Raw genomic sequence first — 20,252 nt, forward strand, 5'->3', positions numbered from 1 at the left:
AAAAAGGAGGAATCAACATGAGCGACCACACTCAAGACGAAGCGAAAATCCGCAACAAGAAGAACGAGGACGGAGATTCCTTGATGGAGAAAAACAAGCTGGAAAACGGCGTGGATATCGAGCCGGAGGCTGACGAATGGATTGCGAAGCCTTCACCTGTGTCCTACGATGATACGAAAACCTCTTCGAAGCAATAAGACTCTTGCGTCCAAATAGAGCAAACATGCAGAGACAGATGATCCTTAATCGGGTCATCTGTCTCTTTGGCATGTATTATGGTGGAATAGGCGGGTTGAAATTAGTTGAATCTGGAATATACCTTCCATACCAGCTCACGGCGGCTGCTTACACCTGTTTTCAAGAAAATCGCTTTCAGATGATCCTGCACCGTGTAGGCTGAAATATGAAGTGCGCTTGCCAGCTCTCGGGTCGAAAAGCCTTGAACAATGAGCCGGACAATCTGTCTTTCCCGCTCGGACCATGCAAACATCTCGGCCATGAGCGGCAGCATTTCAGATGCTTTAGCAGGCTCAAACCATACGGCAAGCTGTTTTTCATCTTTGCTTTGCCCGCTTTGAAGAAGGGTGGCCCTGAGTGTTACCCACGGGGTTCCTGCGTCTGCGGCGGGTATACATAGTTTGGCTGGTGAAGCGGAAGTAGTGAAAGCTTCCGGAAGGGCTGTGGATAGTGCGCGAAAGCATACCGCCCGAACGGGTGCGGGAAGGCTATTTTCGTCGATGCCTTCCTGCTGCCGAAGCAACTTAAGCCACTGGTCTGCCGTTGGATTGGAGGAAATCGGCTCCAGCTTGCCAGAAAGCACCAGAACCCCTGGCTCCATATCATTTTCCATAATTATAGCGGAGTGTGGAGATAAGCCCACACTGGCCTGACGTAAATGATAGGCAATGGACGGCGCTAAGGCTTCAAGAAGCTGCTGCTCTTCCTCACTAAATACCGGCTCCGTATGAAGGCGAAACAACGTGAGAAATCCCCAGCAGGTTCCTTTGTACATTAACGGAACACGTAATTCATCCCCGAATCCGGCAGGCTGCAAAACATCCCTGTAACGTGCGCTCCGATTCGGATGACCTCCCGTAGCTCCGTTTAGAGTCGCTATGGATTGCCCCTCCCGCACCAACTGGTCGTATTTCATCACATCATTGCGCAGATATTCGTACTCTAACAGCTTGTAATGAATGCCATCCACACCTGATTCGGTGAATGCCCCTGTGGAAAGCAGCGAATGCGGATCTATTGATGTACAACACGCCGCATCGAACGGAACCTGAGTACGTAAGCGGTCGATTAGCGTATGTTTGTAAGCTTGCGATGAAGGGGCTTTTTCTCCCAGTCGAATGATTTGCTGTCGAGCATCTTTTAGCTGTGAAAATTGTGTATATTGTGCGCTCATACATTGCTCCCATCGTGAAAAGCTGGAGTTTCGCAACATTGTATCGAAGTAAATCCCACATCTATGGGATGGTGAATATACGTACAGTCATTATAATTGAGAATGATTCTTAATTCAGGATTTTGCAAAATCCTCAATTAAATCAACAATATACGAATGCTAGGGGAAGATCAAGGCTAGATGTAAGGCCAGTCGCATCTTTTTCCAGCTGTTCGATTTTGGAGGGAACTATATATGGAATATAGCAGTAGTAAGTCAAACGATCCTAAGGACGCTCATCACACAGGCAACAGCCGTCATACAAGCGCTGAACATAAAATTCCTAACCAGCCTATGAGCTGGAACGATCCGAATGTAAGCAAGTACCCGGACACGATTGCTTTAAAAATACCGGGATATGCTCATCTGTATGAGATGACGTGCCGCTTGATAACCGCACAGCTTGAGGCTCAGACCCGCACGGAGGCGACGGATCCGAATGTACTGATTATCGGGGCTGGCGGCGGTCAGGAGCTGATTACACTCGGAGGACAACATGCGGCATGGTCTTTTGCGGCAGTTGATCCATCTGAACGCATGCTGGATTTGGCACGTCAGCGTGTGGCGCAAGCGGGCATAAGGTCAAAAATATCATTTGTCACAGGCACGTTGGAAGAACTGCCCGGAGAACTACTCCAAGAACAGCCTAAGGAGCAGTCTGGAAAACAGACCGAAGCATCACACGCTGAGCCGATTTATGATGCTGCCACCTGCCTGCTGGTGCTTCATTTTCTTCACAGCCTGGAGAGCAAACGGGCATTGCTGCAACAGATATCTGCTCGTCTCAAACCCGGCGCGCCTTTTTGCCTGGCTTCCATCAATGGAAATCCACAGGAGTCTGCCTTTTCCATTCAAATGCAGGCGTGGAAAAGTCATATGCTGGATCAGGGCATTCCCCTGGAGGATTGGGAGCGATTCGCTGCCTCCATTGGCCGTGAGTCAGACCCGGTGTCCAATACGGCAATACAGGGAATGTTGGTAGATGCAGGCTTTACCCATATCACCCGGTATTTTGGCGCTTTTTTAGTGAATGGGTGGTTTGCAGTTAAAGGGGGAGAAGCTACTCATGACAAAGGATAGCATTATCATCATTGGCGGATACGGTCATGTTGGAAAAATTTTATGCACGGAACTAAGTGAAATGTTTCCCGGCAAGGTGTTTGCCGCAGGGCGTAGCATGGAACGTGCCACTGAATTTAGCAAGCAATCGGGTGGTAAGGTACTGCCTTTACAGCTTAATATCCATGAGCCGATAGCCTCGTCGATTTTAAAGCATGCCAAGATCGTTATCATGTGTCTGGATCAGGAAAACACAGACTTGGTACGTGCCTGCCTTCAGCATGGGGTGCATTATATGGATATTACCGCGAATGCAGCTTTCTTGAGTCAGGTGGAGCGGTGTCATCAGGAGGCGCGAGCTTATCAGGCTACTGCCCTGCTAAGTGTAGGATTGGCCCCGGGGCTGACGAATCTGTTAGCATTGCAAGCGACGCAGCTTATGGATCAGACGGATGAGTTGAACATATCTCTGATGCTGGGCTTAGGAGACGAACATGGTCAGGCTGCCATTGAATGGACAGTGGACCAGATTCATACCGATTTGGAGGTTATGGAACAGGGCAGCCCGGTGATTCGAAAAAGCTTTAGCGATGGGCGAGTGGCAGACTTCGGCGCAGGAGTGGGGCGTCACCGCGCGTATCGTTTTCCTTTTTCCGATCAGCATACACTCCCACGTACGCTCGGAATTCCTACGGTCAGTACACGTCTTTGCTTCGATTCCCGGTTAACTACCCGGCTTCTGGCAGGGCTTCGGACAACAGGGATATCGGGTTTACTCCGACAGCAATCCGTGCGTAACGCAATGGTTCGCAGCTTTAGCAAGCTGCATCTGGGAGGGAACGCCGTGGCAGTCAAGGTAGATGCGCGAGGAACCCTCCATGGCAAGGAAACGAAAGTCGAATGCCAACTAAGGGGACATCATCAATCCGATTTAACCGCCAAGGCAGCAGTCTTTGCAGCGCTGGCGCTATACCGTTCTGAGCTTCCTCATGGTGTATTTCACATGGAGCAGTGTTTTTCGTGGAATCGTATGCGGGAATGGCTGGGGCAGCAGGTAGCCGTGGATATTCAGGTGAACGGACAGCAGGTATAGAAGTCATATTTTCTGACTCAAGAGGGACTTATGTAATCCAAGCTTATTCGGCAACTCATTGCGGATGGGTCTTGGATTTCTTTTCCTGTTAGTTTACACTAGTACGAAGTACATATTTCAGCATTTTGCATCATTCGATTCCCAACGCTCGAAAGTACAATAGATAGACGAATTAAACCGTTTCGATCTATATTGCTGATTTGAAATCGCTCTTGGGATTGTTGCAAAATGCTCATTTTTGAAAAGAATTGAGTCATGTTGGTAGTTTTAGATGGAACACGATGATACAAACAGTTCCTGCCAGTAAATGGAGGTGAGTTAACATGACCTCGAGTCTATCCATACAGGAGATTGCTGAGGTCGAAAGCAGTAAGTTAAAACGAAGAAAGGGGAGAATGAAGTGAAGGTGGAACAGGATTTGGAAGACATCAAGGACAGACTGGCCCAGATCGAGGAAAATCTGGAACGAAGGTCGACTTCCGGAAGAATACTGAAAACGATGCTTATCATTTTCTTGTCTGTATTTTTCTTGCTTTTGGTGATCGGAGTTGTTCAATTTGTTTCCAACTCATCGGTATAACGAACCGGAAGAAGGGAGTTCGTGATGTCCATAGAAGCGATCATTTTTGATCTGGATAATACGCTGATTCATCGTAAACAGGCGTTTGCGGCATATACGGAGCGTTTTGTGGAACGCTTCATTGTGGCGGAAGATCCGGCGAGCAGGGCAGCAATAGTCGAGCACATACGCCTGGCGGATCAGGATGGATACCGTGACAAAAGGGAGCTGTATACGGAGCTGCATGCAGAGTTGGAACTGAAAAATCCGGATACGACGGTACAGGAAATGCTGGGCTTTTGGTATGGTGAATTTCATAAGTTTACGGTACTGATGGATGGAGCCAAGGAAGTGCTGTCCGAGCTGCGGTCGCGGGGTTTGAAGCTTGGTATCATCACCAATGGCTCACTCCGCACACAACAAGCAAAGATCAACCGTGTGATGCTGAAGGATTATTTTGATTCCATTATCGTCTCGGGAGGCGTCCGCGTGGAGAAGCCTAATCCTCGCATATTCGAGTTGGCGTTAAATGAGCTGGAGATTACAGACCCAGGCAACGTCTGGTATGTAGGCGATCATCCGACGAATGATATTCGTGGTGCCCAAAGTGCAGGCTTGCATACGATCTGGCTGGAGGGATTTATGCCGTGGCAGGAAACGGGCATTGTGCCGAATTACAGGATTGGCAGTTTGCGCGAAATTATTGGTTGGCTGGATCATGCCAGCTATTCGGGGAAAATGGAGGAGGGAGCATCATGAGTAAGGTGCAGACGGATCAGACCAGCCCCATTTTATTATCGTTTCCGGAGCAATTCCAGACAGAACGGTTGACGCTTCGCGCTCCACAGTGGGGTGATGGGGCGATGGTCAATGAAGCCATACGGGAGAGTGTGGAAGAATTGCGTCCCTGGTTGCCTTTTGCAAGAAATCTTCCTACGCCAGAGGAATCTGAAATCCGTTCACGCCAAGCCAGACTTCAATTTCTGGACCGGTCTGACATGATGTTGTACGTATTTGAGACGGTATCGGGAGCTTTTGTAGCCAGCAGTGGCTTGCACCGGATCGACTGGGCTGCACGCAAGTTTGAAATCGGGTACTGGCTCAGAACGTCTTGCACAGGAAAAGGCATGATAACAGAGGCAGTACACGGTATCACGGATTTTGCCATACAGCATTTGGAGGCGAATCGGCTCGAGATTCGTTGTGATTCCAGAAATACACGCAGCGCCAAGGTAGCAGAACGGGCAGGTTTTACGCTGGAGGGTATTTTGCGGAATGTCGAGTATGATGAAGAAGGCACACTGGCCAGCCAAATGATTTTTGCCAAGGTGCGCGGCATTGAATTTTAGCATCAGAAGTGGAACGGGGATACAATATTATGAGCCAAAAGCGCAAGAAAGCTACGTTTGTACGATATTTCGGAGGCCTCCTTATGATGAATTGGATCATGAAAAATACAGACAGGCTAGTGTGCATACAATATGACATCAGCAGGAATATCAGCACTCTTGCAAGCGCTAACCTAAGGGGATACTCGACGAGATTCCAGCAGCTTGGCGAAGCTTTTCCAACGTTAGGTCAGGTGATTTAGCATGGGAAGAACTCGTAAAAGCGTCGACATCGACAGGAAGACGAATCGGAACACGGGTGTGAAATCCCGCTGGAAGGCCCGAGCTGTGTATCTGGCTTCGGTGCTGGTCGCTATCCTGTTGGGCTTGGGAAGCCGGACCTTTTCCTCCCGGTTGCCTGAATTCATTGCCAATCATTTTGGGGATGCCTTGTGGGCGTGCATGATTTACTTTGGGCTGAGGATGTTGTGGGTGGATCGTCGGTTGTCTGTAGCGCTGTGGGGCAGTTTGCTGTTTTGTTTCGCCATTGAGTTCAGTCAGATGTACCAGGCTCCCTGGATTAATAGTATCCGGGCGACGACACTGGGCGGGCTGGTGTTGGGAAAAGGATTCCTGACCGCCGATCTGGTTCGGTACACGGTGGGTATTGCGGTATCCTGGGCATTGGACCAAGGTTATAGAAGGCTGGCAGGCATCACTACACGTATAGACAATGACGAGTCATTCAAATAATCTGCAAAGCGAGGGTTGCGCTTGAGACAAAAGGGAAAGCGTTACAGGTTGTTGGGTAAAATGATCGGATTATGCGCAGGGTTCAGCTTGTTGTTTGCGACCATACTTGTTCCGGGGCAGGCATTGGCCGATAAACAGCTTGCGGGGCCTCTTCGTTTTGACTTTGGCCCAGGTAGCGTTGCTACAGGCTACACTCAGGTCACCGCCAAGGATGCATACACGCCTGAACGAGGCTATGGATTTACCGATCTTTCCAAGGTGAAAGAAGAGGATCGTGGTGGAAATGACGCTATTCGTTCGGATTTCGTTCGTGTTCAGGGATCATCCTTTGTCGTCAACTTGCCGCCTGCGGATTATACGCTTTCCCTGATCGCCGGGGATACAGACGGAAGCACAGATATTACGGTAAAGGCCGAGTCCATCGTCAAGGTGGAGCCTACCACCAAAACAGCGGGACAATTTGTCGAGGCCACATTTGAGCTTGCGCTCATCGATGGTCAGCTGGAATTGTATTTCTCGGGAAATGATCCGAAGATTAACGCGCTGGTTATTACGCCAAAAGAGACTCGAACGCAGAGTGACCATCCTTCCGTATATCTTGCAGGGGATTCCACAGTCCAAACCTATAAAGCCTCTATGAAGCCTCAGGCTGGTTGGGGACAGATGATTGCGCCGTTCTTCACAGACGAGACGACTTTTGTGAACCGTTCTATTGGTGGACGAAGCACGAAGACTTTCCTTGTACAAGGAAGACTGGACGATATTTTGCGGACCATCCGACCGGGTGATTATTTGCTCATCCAGTTTGGTCATAATGATGCGGCAATCAACAACCAAGAGCGTTATGTTTCCCCAGCGGATTATAAAGTCTATTTGAAAACCTACATTCAGGGAGCGACACAGCGCGGGGCCACACCTGTGCTGATAACCCCTGTTGGCCGCAGGGATTATGACGCCGCAAGTGCTTCCTATCGAATCAGTTTTCCGGAATACGTGCAAGCCATGAAGGAAACGGCATCCGAGACAGGCGTTGCACTGGTCGATCTAAGCCAGTTAAGTGTGGCATATTATAATACACTTGGTCCGGAAGGGACACTTCCGTTATTTTTACATCTGGAGCCGGGAGTATACCCTGCGTTCCCTGATGGAGTGAAGGACGATACGCATTTTCAGGAGTACGGCGCGGAGCAAATAGCCCGTCTGGTAGCCCAGGGTGTCCGTGAGCTGAATATCCCTTTATCCTCTTATGTACGGACGAATAATTCACCATAAAACGCTATTTCCATACGCATGGTATACTTAGAAAATAAGCTGGCCCTACCCAAAGATGGCTCTGTTCCGGCTTGGGTAGGGCTTTAACGTTCCGGGCAGAAGAAGGAGAGGACAGGCGTGAGTAACATAAAGGACGGTATGTTGGGTCTATGTATCGGAGACGCGCTTGGCGGGAATTTATTATGGGCTTGGGGAGATTCCGCAGCATTGGCTTACCTCCTTGGCGAGAGTAGAGGATATCATCAAGTTGTGCGAGCAGTTTGAGCATTCATTGGCAAAATAAGAACTTCATTTATCTTGAGCCTTGGGAGGAAACGCTAATGTCGGTTGCCCAGTTGAACAGACTCATTGACGGTCAAATACTCTATAATCAGCATCGGAGTTTGTTTTATATGCATGAGGGGAACGCCCTGATGGGGCCTTCACCGGAAATGACGTATTGGCTGACACAGAGAAGCCCGGAACTACTCCTCATGCTCCAAAGCTTGAAGCGTCAGCATGAGTATACCGCTTTTGTCACGGGTGTCGCGGTAAAAACACTGCACCAGTTTGTGAGCGTCAATCAGTATATTCATTTTCACTCCGATCATCTTAATGAGCTTACGCAATTGTATGATCGACTTTTCACCCGGATTCAAAAGCTGTTCCAAAACCAGGCTATGAATGAGAGTATACTAAATTTACTGCTGCAACAGCATTACGGGCATTTAAGAGATTTTCTAATTCGTACCAACGGACGGACCATGTTTGCCAAGTATGCAGAGAGTGAGTACACCTTTTGGATACCTTGTGAGGAATACACGCCTCAATTGCAGGCAAAGCTGCTAAGATTGGACATTGCTCGTTTGCAGGAGCCTGTTCTCGATGTAGGCTGCGGAGCAGAGGCACGGCTGGTCGGCTATTTGCGTTCCCTTGGGATCGAGGCTTATGGGACAGATCGGTTGGCTGAAAAGAGAACAGGTGTTACTCACGGAGATTGGCTGGAGACAACCTTCAAGGAAGGCGTATGGGGAACGATTATCTCTCATATGGCGTTCTCCAATCATTTTATACATCATCATCTGAAAGCTGACGGTAATATTCACGAATACGCCCACAAATATATGGAATTGCTTAGGGCAATCCGGCCGGGAGGGAGCTTTATTTATAGTCCGTGCCTTCCTTTTATGGAAAAGCTTTTGGATATCCAGGCTGGTTATCGAGTAGAGCATATCCAGTCATCTAAAGGTTATGAAGCCACGAAAATAACACGATTACGTTCATAATGGCTAAGGGTGTTCAAAGGTAAAAAGCAGAGCATGGAGGGGCGCACAATGAACATAGAGACAGCGATTGCAATTGCCGCACAGGCTCACCAGGGACAGACGGACAAGGGCGGTCAGCTTTATATTTTTCACCCGCTTCAGGTCATGAACCGAGTAGAGGGGATGGATGAAAAAATAGTAGCTGTGCTGCATGATGTGCTGGAGGATACAGTGGTCACAGCGGATCAACTGAAAGAAGCGGGCTTTGGGAAACACATCATTGAAGCGGTGGAAGGACTCACTCGGAACAAGGGAGAGGAGTACAGCGATTTTATACGCCGAGCCAAAAACAATCCATTGTCCAGAGCAGTGAAAATAGCGGATATTCAGGAAAATATGAATCTGGATCGCATCCCTCATCCCACGGAGAAGGATACAGCACGAATAGAAAAGTATAAACAGGCGCTGCAAGAGCTTTTGGATTGAACCCATTTTAAAGAAAAGCAACTGAATTATTCATTTCCCAAGGCTACAGCACCACCACCATTCGGCAAATTGCAGAAGCGGCGCAGATTGGGCGAGGCCATCTGTTGCTTCATCTATATAAGGGCTTAATCGGAAATATACATGAATGACATTATTTTAAATTTGGGCACACCCAAATGATTGGCAACCCAGGTATGTATGATTGAAGATTTATCACGGAGAAAGGCCGGACTTTAGTCCTTTTATTTGTCAGAGTTCATCTTGGAATGGTAGTATAAGGATAGATATTACTCTATTTGGGATTCTGTTAACGATCTAAACCATATTTTCCTAAAAGCCGATATATCTGAATGAGGCGAAAACACACACTGTTATTGTACCCGTCCGAAAATGGATGTATATGATTGGGTTAGGAGAGTAGAAGAAGTGTCGGATTTGTATACGAAAAAAGAAGTAAAAGACTATGTAACGAATGTAGTTTTTGAGCGGCCTTTAGGTGTAAGTATTGCAGCCATTTTACTGATTTTTAATGGAGCTCTTCTGCTGGTGACACAGCTGTTGACGCTTAATGCGTTGAATGAGGCTTCTACGTTGGTGGGAATTTGCAGGGGGATGTTTCAAGGATTCATCGCTTTGCTCGGTTTGTCAGGGGCAACTGCCGGTGTCGGCATGTTATTTGGTAAGAAGTGGGCCTGGTGGCTTGCTGTATTTTATTTTACATATGAAACGATGCGTTATGCGTGTGCGATCCTGTTTATTCCGGATGTACCTCCAATGTTGGGGGGCGTACATCTAAGTCCTGCCCTATACTACGTAAAGTATGGTATGCGTATTGTTTGGAATTTGCTGTTTACGGTGTTTATGTGCCGTAGTACAGTGACTGGATTTTTTCAAACAAGTGGAATAAATAAGTGGAAGGCATGTATTTTATTATTTTTAATCAATGGGGTGATGGTCGGAATCGGCTGGTGGCTGATGAAATAGTATCTTCATATATGAGGAAGGAGATAGATGATGACAAAGGAAATGTTTCCGGTGCTGGAAACCAGCCGCTTGCATTTAAGACAGCTTACGTTGGGAGACGCGGAGGATGTGTTCGCCTATTTCTCCAAAGATGAGGTTACGAAATATTATGATCTGGAAAGCTTTACAGAGGTAAAGCAAGCAGAACATTTTATTCGTTCCATGCGATCCAAATATGAAAAGCAAGAGGGCTTTCGTTGGGGGATTACGTTAAGAGAAGCTCCTGAACGTGTAGTTGGTACTATTGGATTTCATAACTGGCACAAGAAGCACTCTCGTATTGAAATCGGCTATGAGCTGGCACCCGAATACTGGCGACAGGGCCTGATGGCAGAAGCGATGAAGGCAGTGATTCATTATGGATTTCATTTGCCGCAGGTTCACCGTATTGAAGCCTTCATTGATCCAGATAACGAAGGCTCCAGACGGTTATTGCTCAAAAGTGGTTTTACCCAAGAGGGTCACTTGAGAGACTATTTTTATGAAAAAGGTCAGTTTGTCGATGCTGTTATTTTTGCTATCCTTCGAGAAGAATATCGCGCGGATTGGTAATTTTACAAATATCCTTTTTCTCCGTAAGGCTGGAGCCGATCAAGCCAGGTCTGCTCCAGTTTGGCCAGCGCATCTTTGACATCGAAGAATTCCGAATCTTTTTTCTTCAAAAGTTCCAGCACCTCAAACTCAAACGCATCTTCGCCATACTCATTCCATTCCCGTTGCAGCTGTTGGTTCTGACAAGTGCCCATTTGTAACTCAAACCGACGACCGTTCAGTGATTTTAAATTTGGTGTGCCAGCGACAAAAATTTTTCCGTTGTGTGTATTTCGAATACAGTAGATTCCGGCCTCTGTCTTGATCTCCATATACTGCTGCACCAGTTCTTTTCTTCGATTCATGTTGAGTCCTCCTTGTTTTTTAAATATCGTGCCTCAAGATTCCTTCAACCCATATTCACTGCCATCCGGCTTGCGATCCAGTAGACTATATTCAATCATATATCTTCGTAACGTGACATAATCGTCATACACTTCCTGTAAAATGGCATTAATATCCTTCTCATGATACGTCCGTCCTTCCTCAAAACGTCCCGCAATTTCACGCAGCACAATCAACTTATGCTTTTCCTGCATTTTGAAGGTTTTCAGGCGACCCTGTGTACCATCTGGAAAATACTTTGCCAGTACCTTTTGCCTTTCGTCTTCGGTAATGTTGTAGCGTTCATCCACCATCCGTGCCCGTACAGGCACTTCGACGATAGCGGGAGCGTGGCGGTCTTTTTCTTTTAGCAGCTCCATCAAGGTCAGAAATACCTTGGCCTGCCGTTCCTTTTCTTTGAGGCCAAAGCGATGATTGCGGATGGTGGATGCGCTGCCGATTCCGGTTTCCTTTTGAATATCCGCATCGCCCATGCCTTGATAAAACAACTGGAGTAATCGATTCTGATGATCCGTCAGTCCGGTCAGCTTTTTGTCCAGGCCGATCAAATAGTCAAAGACCGAACTGTACGTCCGCTCAATATGAAGACGCATATACCGCTCTGCGTCATAAAATACCCCTTGATCCTGATATATGATTCCTTGCTCGTAGTGCTGTCCGTCCAGCAGACAAATCACCTGCTCCCCTTGACGGATATATCCACGCTTCAGTTCCTCGATTCCAGCATTCCAGAATAGCTCGGAATGATCCATTTTTACAAACACCTCGATTAAATGTTGATTATTTTATAGACAATATAATATTTTGTTTATATAAAATCAATGGATGAAGTGAAGGGGTTAATTATACTGGTCATTCAAATGGAATTATGTTTAAAAAAGATATTTATTATTTTAAGTATTTTTAATGGTAATTTAAAAATATTTCTCTAATTTTCTTTATTTCGACATTATTCGCTATATACAAATTAAATGCGACATTGTTATCATATGAAATACAAATATATCCTTTTGAAGAGGGAGGAATATGAGAGGGTATAGGAAAGAATATTAATTTTAATATTCTTTTAACAACGTATTGTTACTAATTTTGAGGAGATGGATTTTAAAAATGAAATATAATTTTTCCGAATTGGGGATGAAGGAAAAGGGAAAGAAAGCTAAGTCACTCGTTTTAACTATACTTGGCTTATTTGTTTTTTTATCTCCATGGAGCACAACTGTGCTTCCTCAGGCAGTAGTGTCAGCAGCGTTTACAGGTGGAATACCCATAAATATTTATCCACGACCAGACAGGGGCGGATCAATAGGGATACCAGAAGACAGTCAAACACCGACGACAGAGCCATCATCTACACATGAAGCAGTAACCTTGTCAGACGGTTCGATTGTACATGTGCAGGCGAGTTCTCCTTATATCAATTTTATTCGCAACAATGTAGTCGTTTATTCCAAAGATCTTGGGGCTGCATTATCGGTTAAATTTTACAGTGCTTCTGCATCTTCTAATAACGCTATTACTGTCAATTACTTTTACATTAATGAGAATAATGGAGCTAAATCCTCGGGGAATTTTACATACTCAGGAATTGTTTTAACCACTCCAGCCAGCCCACGTATGAGTACCAATATGACAGGGATAACGAATCAAAATGTCCCTATCCAATTGGATGGTGTACCTGCTAATTCTAAAAGCGAGTATAAAATCGGTGTGAACGGTACGTGGACTCCATACAGTAACCCATTTCAAGTGTCTGAAAACACTACTATTTTTGCTCGTTGTACAGATAAATATGGGAATATAAGCGCTGTGAATTCATTAGTAGTCAATAACATTGATAAAGCACCGCCTGCGCCGCCATCATTCAGTCATAGCCCTGCGGGTGAAATAGCCAACAATATCAGAGTTACAATGAACTACCCTTCTGATGCAGTATCAAGGGAATATCGTATCAATCAAGGCGAATGGAAGGTGTACAATTCACCAATCGATGTCAATGAGTACGGGATGCGCATACAAGCACGGGCAAAAGATAGCGCTGGAAATGTTTCTCAGATTGCAGATTCTGTCATAAATTTGATAAACAGAGGCCCCGTAGCTATTAAAACCATTCCAGCAACCACGATTGAAATGGATGAGGGAATTTCAGTTAAAGATTTATCCGAATACTTTACAGATCCTGACCAGCAGCAGCTTCGGTATTCCGGTGCGAATTCAAATTCATCTGTTGTCACACATCAATTGGTTAAGGATTCAAAAGGGAATACCTCGATACTAAATTTGCAACCGCAAAGCTCGGGAGAATCGACGATAACGATAACTGCTACAGATCCGTTAGGCAAGTCTGTATCCCAGAGCTTCGTTGTAAAAGTTCTAGATACCAAATATGTACAACAACTGGCCAAAACTACAGCAGCGGTAGTACAAGCTGAGACTTCTAAATTACAAGTCGATGTAACAGCAGCTGTAGAACTAATAAACAAGCTGCGTGATCCAGACAAGGGCAAGCTTGTTGAAAGGGTAGTAGCCATACAGAAAAATATTGATGCAAAAGCTGCCTATACTGAGCAATTGACCACAGCTACACAAGCAGTTGTAAAAGCAGAAACTTCAAATTTACAAACTGAGATTAATATAGCCCGTGCTTTGCTTGTGCATCTCAATGATGCGGACAAGCAACAGCTTAACGATCGATTGGATCGTATACCGGCTATTGATGATTTACCTAAGGATATAACAAGCCCTTCCAAACCGAAGAAGCTGGCAGGTTCCAGACCTACACCGGACCGTATTATTTTAACGTGGGAAGCATCTACCGATGATGTTGGAGTCGTTAGCTATGATGTTTATCGTAATGGTCAGATGATAGGCAATACCAAGGAATTAACCTTTCAAGTAGACCAATTAGAACCTCAGAAAATATATATGTTCGCAGTAAAAGCCAAGGATGCGGCTGGTAACTATTCGGAATTTAGCAATAGTGTTAAAAGCGGCTTATCCAGAAAGTATAAATACATTTATGACGTTAATGGAAGGCTTGAACATATTGAACAGGATGGCCAAGTTGTTTTCCAATATCAATATGACTCCAATGGTAACCTGATACAGATTATAAAGTGAGCAATTTCTAAATAAATGATATGTAACCAAATTTAAAGTCGGGAATGGAGAGAAGAACTTGCGATTTAGAACAACAAGACGTCATATAGCAATAATCATGATTATCACATTTATTTTCGGTACAATTAGCGGACTTGTTCCTCCAAATGTATTCGGTGCGGGGAATGACAATTCGCAATACTCGGCGGATCAAATGGCTGCCAGATTTGGAGTCACGTCATCTTTTTTGTCAGAACAATTAAGAAAAGGTTATTCTTTAAACCAGATTTATACGGCGTTATATTCGGCTGAACAAGATCATATTAGCTATGAACAAGCAGCAGCTTCGTTATTTCCTATAGAAGAGAACCAATCACAAACCGTCACAAGTGACGTATACAATAAGCTATCGGATGCTCCACTAGATAACTTGATCTCTCATAATGTTACAGATGATGTTTATCCAACAGATGACCTTGCTTCTACGAACAAAGTCACTGAAGATGTATATAAGACAGATTTCCTGAAACAGAGTCTCGTGGCGAATGTACCGCAGCTTCCACCCATTAGAGAAGAAGCACCAGTATACAATAAAGCTTCTTTTAATGAAGCTCCTTATTCTGTTGGCGACGATAAAGAATCTATATCCACTTTATCAGGCAGCCTATCGCTGCAAAATACAGATTTAACACTGCCTGGACGAAACGGACTGGGCTTTTCTTTGACGCGTCAATATGATACGAATCGGGCTCAATTTTTCGACAAAGGCGCTGAAATCATTGACAACAGTGCTGCTGTGCAGAACTATTATGTCTACTTTAAGGCGATGATGATACCTGTTACCAAGTCGTACAAGGTAGCCTATCAGCAAAAAAGATGGGTACAAGAGGATACAGACGGTGATGGGAATGTTGATGTTAATACCTATAATCTCCAGCCTGAAACCAAAGTTATAGGCACATACACGACTTATGAAGCTGCTAGCAAAGCAGCGAGACAAAAAATAACCTATACTATACCCTCGGAATCAAGAGTAGAAAAGGACTCTGAAACTGGAAAGTGGGAGAAGGCCTTCCCAGACTCAATAAAGTATAGTAAAGATGGATTTACAGGAACTTTAAGCAAAGATGGACAAGCCAGAGTCATCAAGGGATCATATACGGGTCCAAGTTCTAAAAATATATTCTGGGAACAATGTAGTGTCATGAATTCGTACTATTATGATAGTGCGGGTAACGCTTCGCGATATTTTCCAGGTAGCCCGGTATGTGGGGACTCTAAAATGCATTACGACAGGGATTCATATGTAGGGGATTTATCTTTATCATCTATGCTGGTTTATCCAAGATGTCCCATGTACTCTCCTGGTAGAGTAATGTGTACCGAGTCAGGATCAGCGTTTTATTCAGGAACAGTTTTCAATCAGGGAACTGCCGATACCCGAGAATGGAGACAAGATTATAGCGGAACCGTTACGAAGCCCGGTTATACAAGCGATATTGGTTATAGCGAGTGGACAAGTAATGGCAAAGGTGGAAGGACAAGAACAGCCTTTACTATGGAAGGATCACCGCAAATTGAAACGATTGTTTCAGAGGGGCTCGAAACGGCTGTTCGCCGACAGACAATCCCGTTTGAAACCATTTCTGAGGCAGAACACTATAGAGACTTAATTAACAGTAGTCCTCCGACTGTATTTCAGGGTGACGATGGGAATAAATACTATATTGCAGCAGATGCGGATGCTACCATTTTTGCTGAAATTGTAGCCTATCAACCTTCATTTATTTTTCAAAACCGAACTTATCCTGCGCTTGAAGATCAACTGAATCCTCTTGGCAAGGGGTGGTCCTGGAATCTACCTTATGTAGAAACCAAAGAGGGCAAGCAGTACATGCACTTGGGGGATGGCGGCAGCTATGAAATTGAGGGAGATCAGCTTAAAGGTTACGACTGGAAAGGCCTGACTTTCACACCCGATACTTCAGTAACGGTTAGTGGGGAGAACTCAGCTTCTGTATTAACTTCTGTTGATGGAGCGAAAAAACAATATTTCTCCAAAGACGGTCAGTTGCTGCAAATTGAAGATGCCTATCATAATGCCATTAAGTTTAATTATGAACTCAATGCTACGTATAAACGCAAGCTGCTTAGCAAAGTAGAAGATGCAATCGGTAACTCGATTGATATTCAATATACGGCTACAGACGTCACTCTGTCTAAAGGAAACCGCACTGTTGTCTATCGTAAACATACAGAACAAGGCGTTGAATTACTGGATTCCGTGACAGATGCCGAAGGTAGAAAAACCACATATTCATATACATTAGCACCGGCCAAGTTTAATTTGAGTGCTTCGCATCCGGAAAGACAAATATCTAACCCGTACGCTTTATTAACCAAAGTATTTCATCCTACAGGAGCCTCTACTCTGTATACTTACGAGGACCAGCCAGTAAAACGCTATATTGGCTCCAACTCAGTAAACGAGGCATATAGAGCGGTTTCACGTGTAGATCAAATCACTTATCAAAACAATAAAACCGAAAACTATAATCAGGAAACCATTCATTACAATTCTGATATGGGTGAGAGCTATGTGAAAGATACTTCGTTCTCTACCATCACAGACAATGGATTAACTCGTTCAACCTTCAATTATAATAAAAAGTTTATTAGTGCAGACACGCCACCGCAGTATTACCTGGATCAGTCAGTAGTTAAAGCAGGAGATTCTGAAAAGAACACAGCGTATCAGTACGGCAAGCAGGTGACAGGCAAAGCTTATACCGTACCTGTTCCTACCCGTACCTCGTCCAGCAATAATCAAAATGGAGACGTTTTGACAACGACTGCTGAATATGATGATTACGGTAATGTGACAAGCTCAGTGGATGAGAAGGGTTCACAAACGGCGTATACGTATGACGACAAGCATCGGATTAAAACGGTTACTGAACCGATTGACTCCAAAAGCACTGGAGTTACAGAGTACACTCGAAACCCGCAAGGGAAAGTAACGCAGGTTATGGTTTCCAAGGATCATCCCGGGGGTGAATTACTACAAAAAGTAAATTATTCAGGTATAGATGCTTACGGAAATACAACCGTTCAAACTATTGCAAATGGTAACAAATCCGTGACGACAACGACGGAGTATAGCAGTGATGACGATCATGCTTTTCCAACGAAACAAAGTGTAGAGGTTACGAATATAGATGGAGAAAAATCTACAGTTACCATTCAGTCGGATTATGATAAGTTAACTGGTTTAATCACTTCCTCGCTGGATGGAAAAGGTCAAAAAACAGAGTACCAATATGATGCTATTGATCGCGTAAAGGCTGTAACCTATCCGGACGGTAAAAGTATCCGTGTAGCCTATGATGATCTTGAGAACATCGTAACGGTGACGAATGAGCTGGGGATACGAGCAAAAACACGTTACAATGCTTTAGGCTGGAATATCGAGTCAGGGCTGTATGAAGGTAACGATTATGTGATTAAGTCCAAATCAGCTTATGATCCCAACGGCAGATTAGTATCCAGTGAAGATGCGCTTGGACATCTTACGCGCTATAGTTATGACGCTTGGGGCCGTACTACATCAACAGCCTATGCGGACGGTTCAGAAGCTGTAGTAGGATATAATGATGCTCTTCGTCAAGTAACGCAACGAGACGGTGAGTTGAATGAACAAATTCAAACCTACGACAAATGGAACCGATTAGTACAAAACGAAGAAAAATCAGCAATGGATGGTAATCAAAAATTAACTTCCAAAGTGGAGTATGATGCTGTAAACGATCAGATTTTGAGTCAAACCGATGCGAATGGAAACGAGACCCAATTTTCATATAATGCCTTGGGCGATCAGACAGCTGTGACGGAGCCAAACGGCGAAACGACGAAGTACACTTACGATATGCTGGGTAATCTCACTCGGATCACGTATCCGGATGGTCAGGCCAAGGTGAAGTCGTATGATGAATTGGGTAGAGTGATTCAAACCAAAGATGAGAAGGGCCAGATAGAAAAGAGCTATTTTGATACCAACGGGAATTTATCCAAGAAAATAGACCGTAACGGGAATGTCACTTCTTTTGAATACGATAGCCGTAATCGGTTGAAGTCGCGTGTAGGTAAGGATGAAACGGTCAGCTACGTATACGATGCTACGGGCAAGCGGCTGAGCATGACAGATCGAACGGGCACAACCTCCTATGCGTATGATCCGTATACGGAGCAATTAGACACCTTGTCTTACCCGGACGGCCTAAAGCTTTCCAATCAGTATGATTCCAATGGGAATCGAACCGAAATGACTGGGCCATTTGGCGAGCAAGTAAACTACACGTATGATCAATTGAACAGATTGAAGACCGTAGGCAGCACAAAAGATAAGCCCGTTTCAGAATATGCCTACACCAAAAATGGATTGCTGGACTCAACGGTATCTGCAAATGGTTATCGCCAGCAAAACCAATATAACGGGATTCAGTTAGTTGAATTGAAGCACACCCGATCCGATTCGGAGACCAATAGCTTTCAATATAGCTACGATCCTGGTAAAAATATCACCAAACGTACTCAAAATGGTGTAGAGGATGCCTTTACGTACGATAAGCTGAATCGGATTACGACTTCGAGCGAAAATCAGGATGCATATTCGTATGATGCCAGAGGTAACCGTCTTACGATGGAAACAGAGAGAGAGCCTCATACGAAGCCGAGGGAGAATAGCTTCGACGATCAGAACCGATTGACTCAAGTCAAGATCGACGGAAAGAGCGTAGAGTACCGATACAACGGGGATGGATTACTGACAGACCGTATACAGGATGGCGTTCAAACCCGATACTACTACGATGGAAACAGTGCCCAAATCATAGCAGAAGCTACGATTGAAAATGGGAAACCTGTTTTAAAAGCCAATTATATTCGAGGTCTAAAATTAGAGGCCATAGCATATGCAGATCTAACGGAAGCCTATCCCGTCTACAATGGTCATGGAGATATTATCGAAATCAGGGATTCCTCCGGAGCCTTGCTGAATCAATATCAATATGATATTTGGGGTAATGAAGAGGTCAAGGAGGAAAAAGTCCACAATCCATTCCGTTACTCTGGTGAATTGTGGGATGATACAACGGAATTACAATACCTGCGCGCCAGATGGTATGATCCTGATAGTGGAAGATTTATCAATGAGGATACGTATGAAGGAGATATCGATAGTTCTCTGAGTTTGAATTTGTATACGTATGTGTTAAATAACCCACTTAAATATGGCGATCCAACAGGCCATCTTCCACAATTTGGAGATACAGCCTATGGTATTTATGCACATAGATCCTTACAGTTCATATTTAAATTTGTTAACTATGTAACAGGAAAACAAGTAGCGTATACAGAACAGACTATTAGATTAACTAATGGGAAGATCGGGTATGCTGATTTTATCTTGAAAACAGGAGAGAATGCTTATGAAGTTTGTGAATTAAAGCCAGTATCTTGGAGTAAGGAAAAGAGTCTAGCATTGCACGCATCGGGTAGAAAACAATTGCAAAATTATATTGATGGTATTAATGTGAATGGTTTCAAAGGAAAAAGAAGCTTTGCTTATATAGGTAATAAATGGAATCCGAATGGGCTTTCTATCCCAAGTCCATATAATTCAAAAAAGGAAATCACCTACTATACTTATCCAAATGATCAGGGGATGATATATTATGGTGAGAGAAATCGTAGGGACAAAAATTTGGATGAACGAGTTCCAGTTACAAGAACGGTTTGGGATAAAATCAAAGACTTCTTTTCTGCTGATTATTACCCTGAAGGTGTTCCATTGCCTAATGGTATGCCAGGTCCGAGTGGTAGCTCGTCACATGGAGGAGGAGGAGGATTTCTCCCTGTTCCACGGATGCGTGTGCCAATTATTCTGTAAGGA

At 44.7% G+C, this 20,252-nt stretch carries 18 protein-coding genes and 1 pseudogene; 16 read left to right on the forward strand and 3 right to left on the reverse strand.

The genetic code is table 11. From position 1 onward, the window contains the following. Positions 1 to 17: 17 nt before the first annotated feature. A complete protein-coding gene (locus ABH897_RS12550; protein WP_014280513.1) occupies positions 18 to 197 on the forward strand; it encodes a hypothetical protein in 180 nt (59 codons plus the stop codon). A gap of 101 nt (positions 198 to 298) precedes the next feature. Here the strand turns inward: ABH897_RS12550 and ABH897_RS12555 are convergent, their stop codons facing one another. Then, a complete protein-coding gene (locus ABH897_RS12555; RefSeq protein ID WP_404592081.1) occupies positions 299 to 1,411 on the reverse strand; it encodes a LuxR C-terminal-related transcriptional regulator in 1,113 nt (370 codons plus the stop codon). A 333-nt stretch (positions 1,412 to 1,744) separates the two neighbouring features. On the opposite strand from ABH897_RS12555, the gene ABH897_RS12560 reads away from it, so the two are divergent. The 13 genes and pseudogenes from ABH897_RS12560 to ABH897_RS12620 all read left to right on the forward strand — a co-directional run bounded on the left by ABH897_RS12560 (position 1,745) and on the right by ABH897_RS12620 (position 10,819). Further along, positions 1,745 to 2,530: a class I SAM-dependent methyltransferase gene (locus ABH897_RS12560; protein ID WP_404592149.1), complete on the forward strand. Its 786-nt coding sequence runs from the start codon at positions 1,745 to 1,747 to the stop codon at positions 2,528 to 2,530. Next, positions 2,517 to 3,602 carry a saccharopine dehydrogenase family protein gene (locus ABH897_RS12565; RefSeq protein WP_404592083.1) on the forward strand — a complete coding sequence of 362 codons (1,086 nt, stop codon included), beginning with the start codon at positions 2,517 to 2,519 and terminating at the stop codon, positions 3,600 to 3,602. Before ABH897_RS12560 ends, ABH897_RS12565 begins: the two co-directional genes overlap by 14 nt. A 400-nt stretch (positions 3,603 to 4,002) precedes the next feature. After that, positions 4,003 to 4,182 carry a hypothetical protein gene (locus ABH897_RS12570; RefSeq protein ID WP_283655184.1) on the forward strand — a complete coding sequence of 60 codons (180 nt, stop codon included), beginning with the start codon at positions 4,003 to 4,005 and terminating at the stop codon, positions 4,180 to 4,182. 24 nt (positions 4,183 to 4,206) lie between these two features. Next, entirely contained in the window at positions 4,207 to 4,920 is a 714-nt protein-coding gene (locus ABH897_RS12575; protein ID WP_283655185.1) for an HAD family hydrolase, read from the forward strand. Then, positions 4,917 to 5,510 carry a GNAT family N-acetyltransferase gene (locus ABH897_RS12580; RefSeq protein ID WP_404519965.1) on the forward strand — a complete coding sequence of 198 codons (594 nt, stop codon included), beginning with the start codon at positions 4,917 to 4,919 and terminating at the stop codon, positions 5,508 to 5,510. The genes ABH897_RS12575 and ABH897_RS12580 overlap by 4 nt, the downstream gene beginning before the upstream one ends. A gap of 243 nt (positions 5,511 to 5,753) precedes the next feature. Next, complete coding sequence (locus ABH897_RS12585; protein ID WP_404592086.1) at positions 5,754 to 6,242, forward strand: ribosomal maturation YjgA family protein; 489 nt, start codon at positions 5,754 to 5,756, stop codon at positions 6,240 to 6,242. Between the two features lie 60 nt (positions 6,243 to 6,302). Then, positions 6,303 to 7,514: a rhamnogalacturonan acetylesterase gene (locus ABH897_RS12590; RefSeq protein WP_404592151.1), complete on the forward strand. Its 1,212-nt coding sequence runs from the start codon at positions 6,303 to 6,305 to the stop codon at positions 7,512 to 7,514. Between the two features lie 117 nt (positions 7,515 to 7,631). After that, positions 7,632 to 7,778 carry a hypothetical protein gene (locus tag ABH897_RS12595; RefSeq protein WP_404592088.1) on the forward strand — a complete coding sequence of 49 codons (147 nt, stop codon included), beginning with the start codon at positions 7,632 to 7,634 and terminating at the stop codon, positions 7,776 to 7,778. A gap of 56 nt (positions 7,779 to 7,834) precedes the next feature. Then, positions 7,835 to 8,779, forward strand: coding sequence for a class I SAM-dependent methyltransferase (locus tag ABH897_RS12600; protein WP_404592090.1), 945 nt, complete (start codon positions 7,835 to 7,837; stop codon positions 8,777 to 8,779). A gap of 48 nt (positions 8,780 to 8,827) precedes the next feature. Beyond that, on the forward strand, positions 8,828 to 9,244 hold the full coding sequence (locus ABH897_RS12605; protein ID WP_404592092.1) for an HD domain-containing protein: 417 nt from the start codon (positions 8,828 to 8,830) through the stop codon (positions 9,242 to 9,244). 26 nt (positions 9,245 to 9,270) lie between these two features. Next, a pseudogene (locus ABH897_RS12610) lies at positions 9,271 to 9,393 on the forward strand (TetR family transcriptional regulator); the annotation flags it as partial. A gap of 277 nt (positions 9,394 to 9,670) precedes the next feature. Beyond that, positions 9,671 to 10,228 carry a hypothetical protein gene (locus ABH897_RS12615; protein WP_283655190.1) on the forward strand — a complete coding sequence of 186 codons (558 nt, stop codon included), beginning with the start codon at positions 9,671 to 9,673 and terminating at the stop codon, positions 10,226 to 10,228. Between the two features lie 30 nt (positions 10,229 to 10,258). Next, a complete protein-coding gene (locus ABH897_RS12620) occupies positions 10,259 to 10,819 on the forward strand; it encodes a GNAT family N-acetyltransferase (protein WP_404592153.1) in 561 nt (186 codons plus the stop codon). A 2-nt stretch (positions 10,820 to 10,821) separates the two neighbouring features. On the opposite strand, the gene ABH897_RS12625 is transcribed toward ABH897_RS12620, so the two are convergent. Together ABH897_RS12625 and ABH897_RS12630 are read right to left on the reverse strand one after the other, a co-directional pair. Further along, positions 10,822 to 11,163, reverse strand: coding sequence for a GIY-YIG nuclease family protein (locus ABH897_RS12625; protein WP_404592094.1), 342 nt, complete (start codon positions 11,161 to 11,163; stop codon positions 10,822 to 10,824). A 33-nt stretch (positions 11,164 to 11,196) separates the two neighbouring features. After that, complete coding sequence (locus ABH897_RS12630; protein WP_404592096.1) at positions 11,197 to 11,955, reverse strand: DUF2087 domain-containing protein; 759 nt, start codon at positions 11,953 to 11,955, stop codon at positions 11,197 to 11,199. Between the two features lie 358 nt (positions 11,956 to 12,313). On the opposite strand from ABH897_RS12630, the gene ABH897_RS12635 reads away from it, so the two are divergent. Together ABH897_RS12635 and ABH897_RS12640 are read left to right on the forward strand one after the other, a co-directional pair. Beyond that, complete coding sequence (locus tag ABH897_RS12635; protein WP_404519969.1) at positions 12,314 to 14,323, forward strand: fibronectin type III domain-containing protein; 2,010 nt, start codon at positions 12,314 to 12,316, stop codon at positions 14,321 to 14,323. A gap of 97 nt (positions 14,324 to 14,420) precedes the next feature. Then, complete coding sequence (locus ABH897_RS12640; protein WP_404580822.1) at positions 14,421 to 20,249, forward strand: RHS repeat-associated core domain-containing protein; 5,829 nt, start codon at positions 14,421 to 14,423, stop codon at positions 20,247 to 20,249. Positions 20,250 to 20,252 lie beyond the last annotated feature (3 nt).

The sequence above is a fragment of the Paenibacillus sp. RC73 genome (genome assembly GCF_044908085.1).
GTDB classification, from domain to species: domain Bacteria; phylum Bacillota; class Bacilli; order Paenibacillales; family Paenibacillaceae; genus Paenibacillus; species Paenibacillus terrae_A.

Excerpts from the sequence above, each read along its gene's own strand:
- ABH897_RS12550 (WP_014280513.1), top strand. The coding sequence starts at position 18 with ATGAGCGACCACACTCAAGACGAAGCGAAAATCCGCAACAAGAAGAAC.
- ABH897_RS12555 (WP_404592081.1), bottom strand. The coding sequence starts at position 1,411 with ATGAGCGCACAATATACACAATTTTCACAGCTAAAAGATGCTCGACAG.
- ABH897_RS12560 (WP_404592149.1), top strand. The coding sequence starts at position 1,745 with ATGAGCTGGAACGATCCGAATGTAAGCAAGTACCCGGACACGATTGCT.
- ABH897_RS12565 (WP_404592083.1), top strand. The coding sequence starts at position 2,517 with ATGACAAAGGATAGCATTATCATCATTGGCGGATACGGTCATGTTGGA.
- ABH897_RS12575 (WP_283655185.1), top strand. The coding sequence starts at position 4,207 with ATGTCCATAGAAGCGATCATTTTTGATCTGGATAATACGCTGATTCAT.
- ABH897_RS12580 (WP_404519965.1), top strand. The coding sequence starts at position 4,917 with ATGAGTAAGGTGCAGACGGATCAGACCAGCCCCATTTTATTATCGTTT.
- ABH897_RS12585 (WP_404592086.1), top strand. The coding sequence starts at position 5,754 with ATGGGAAGAACTCGTAAAAGCGTCGACATCGACAGGAAGACGAATCGG.
- ABH897_RS12590 (WP_404592151.1), top strand. The coding sequence starts at position 6,303 with ATGATCGGATTATGCGCAGGGTTCAGCTTGTTGTTTGCGACCATACTT.
- ABH897_RS12600 (WP_404592090.1), top strand. The coding sequence starts at position 7,835 with ATGTCGGTTGCCCAGTTGAACAGACTCATTGACGGTCAAATACTCTAT.
- ABH897_RS12605 (WP_404592092.1), top strand. The coding sequence starts at position 8,828 with ATGAACATAGAGACAGCGATTGCAATTGCCGCACAGGCTCACCAGGGA.
- ABH897_RS12620 (WP_404592153.1), top strand. The coding sequence starts at position 10,259 with ATGACAAAGGAAATGTTTCCGGTGCTGGAAACCAGCCGCTTGCATTTA.
- ABH897_RS12625 (WP_404592094.1), bottom strand. The coding sequence starts at position 11,163 with ATGAATCGAAGAAAAGAACTGGTGCAGCAGTATATGGAGATCAAGACA.
- ABH897_RS12630 (WP_404592096.1), bottom strand. The coding sequence starts at position 11,955 with ATGGATCATTCCGAGCTATTCTGGAATGCTGGAATCGAGGAACTGAAG.
- ABH897_RS12635 (WP_404519969.1), top strand. The coding sequence starts at position 12,314 with ATGAAATATAATTTTTCCGAATTGGGGATGAAGGAAAAGGGAAAGAAA.
- ABH897_RS12640 (WP_404580822.1), top strand. The coding sequence starts at position 14,421 with ATGATTATCACATTTATTTTCGGTACAATTAGCGGACTTGTTCCTCCA.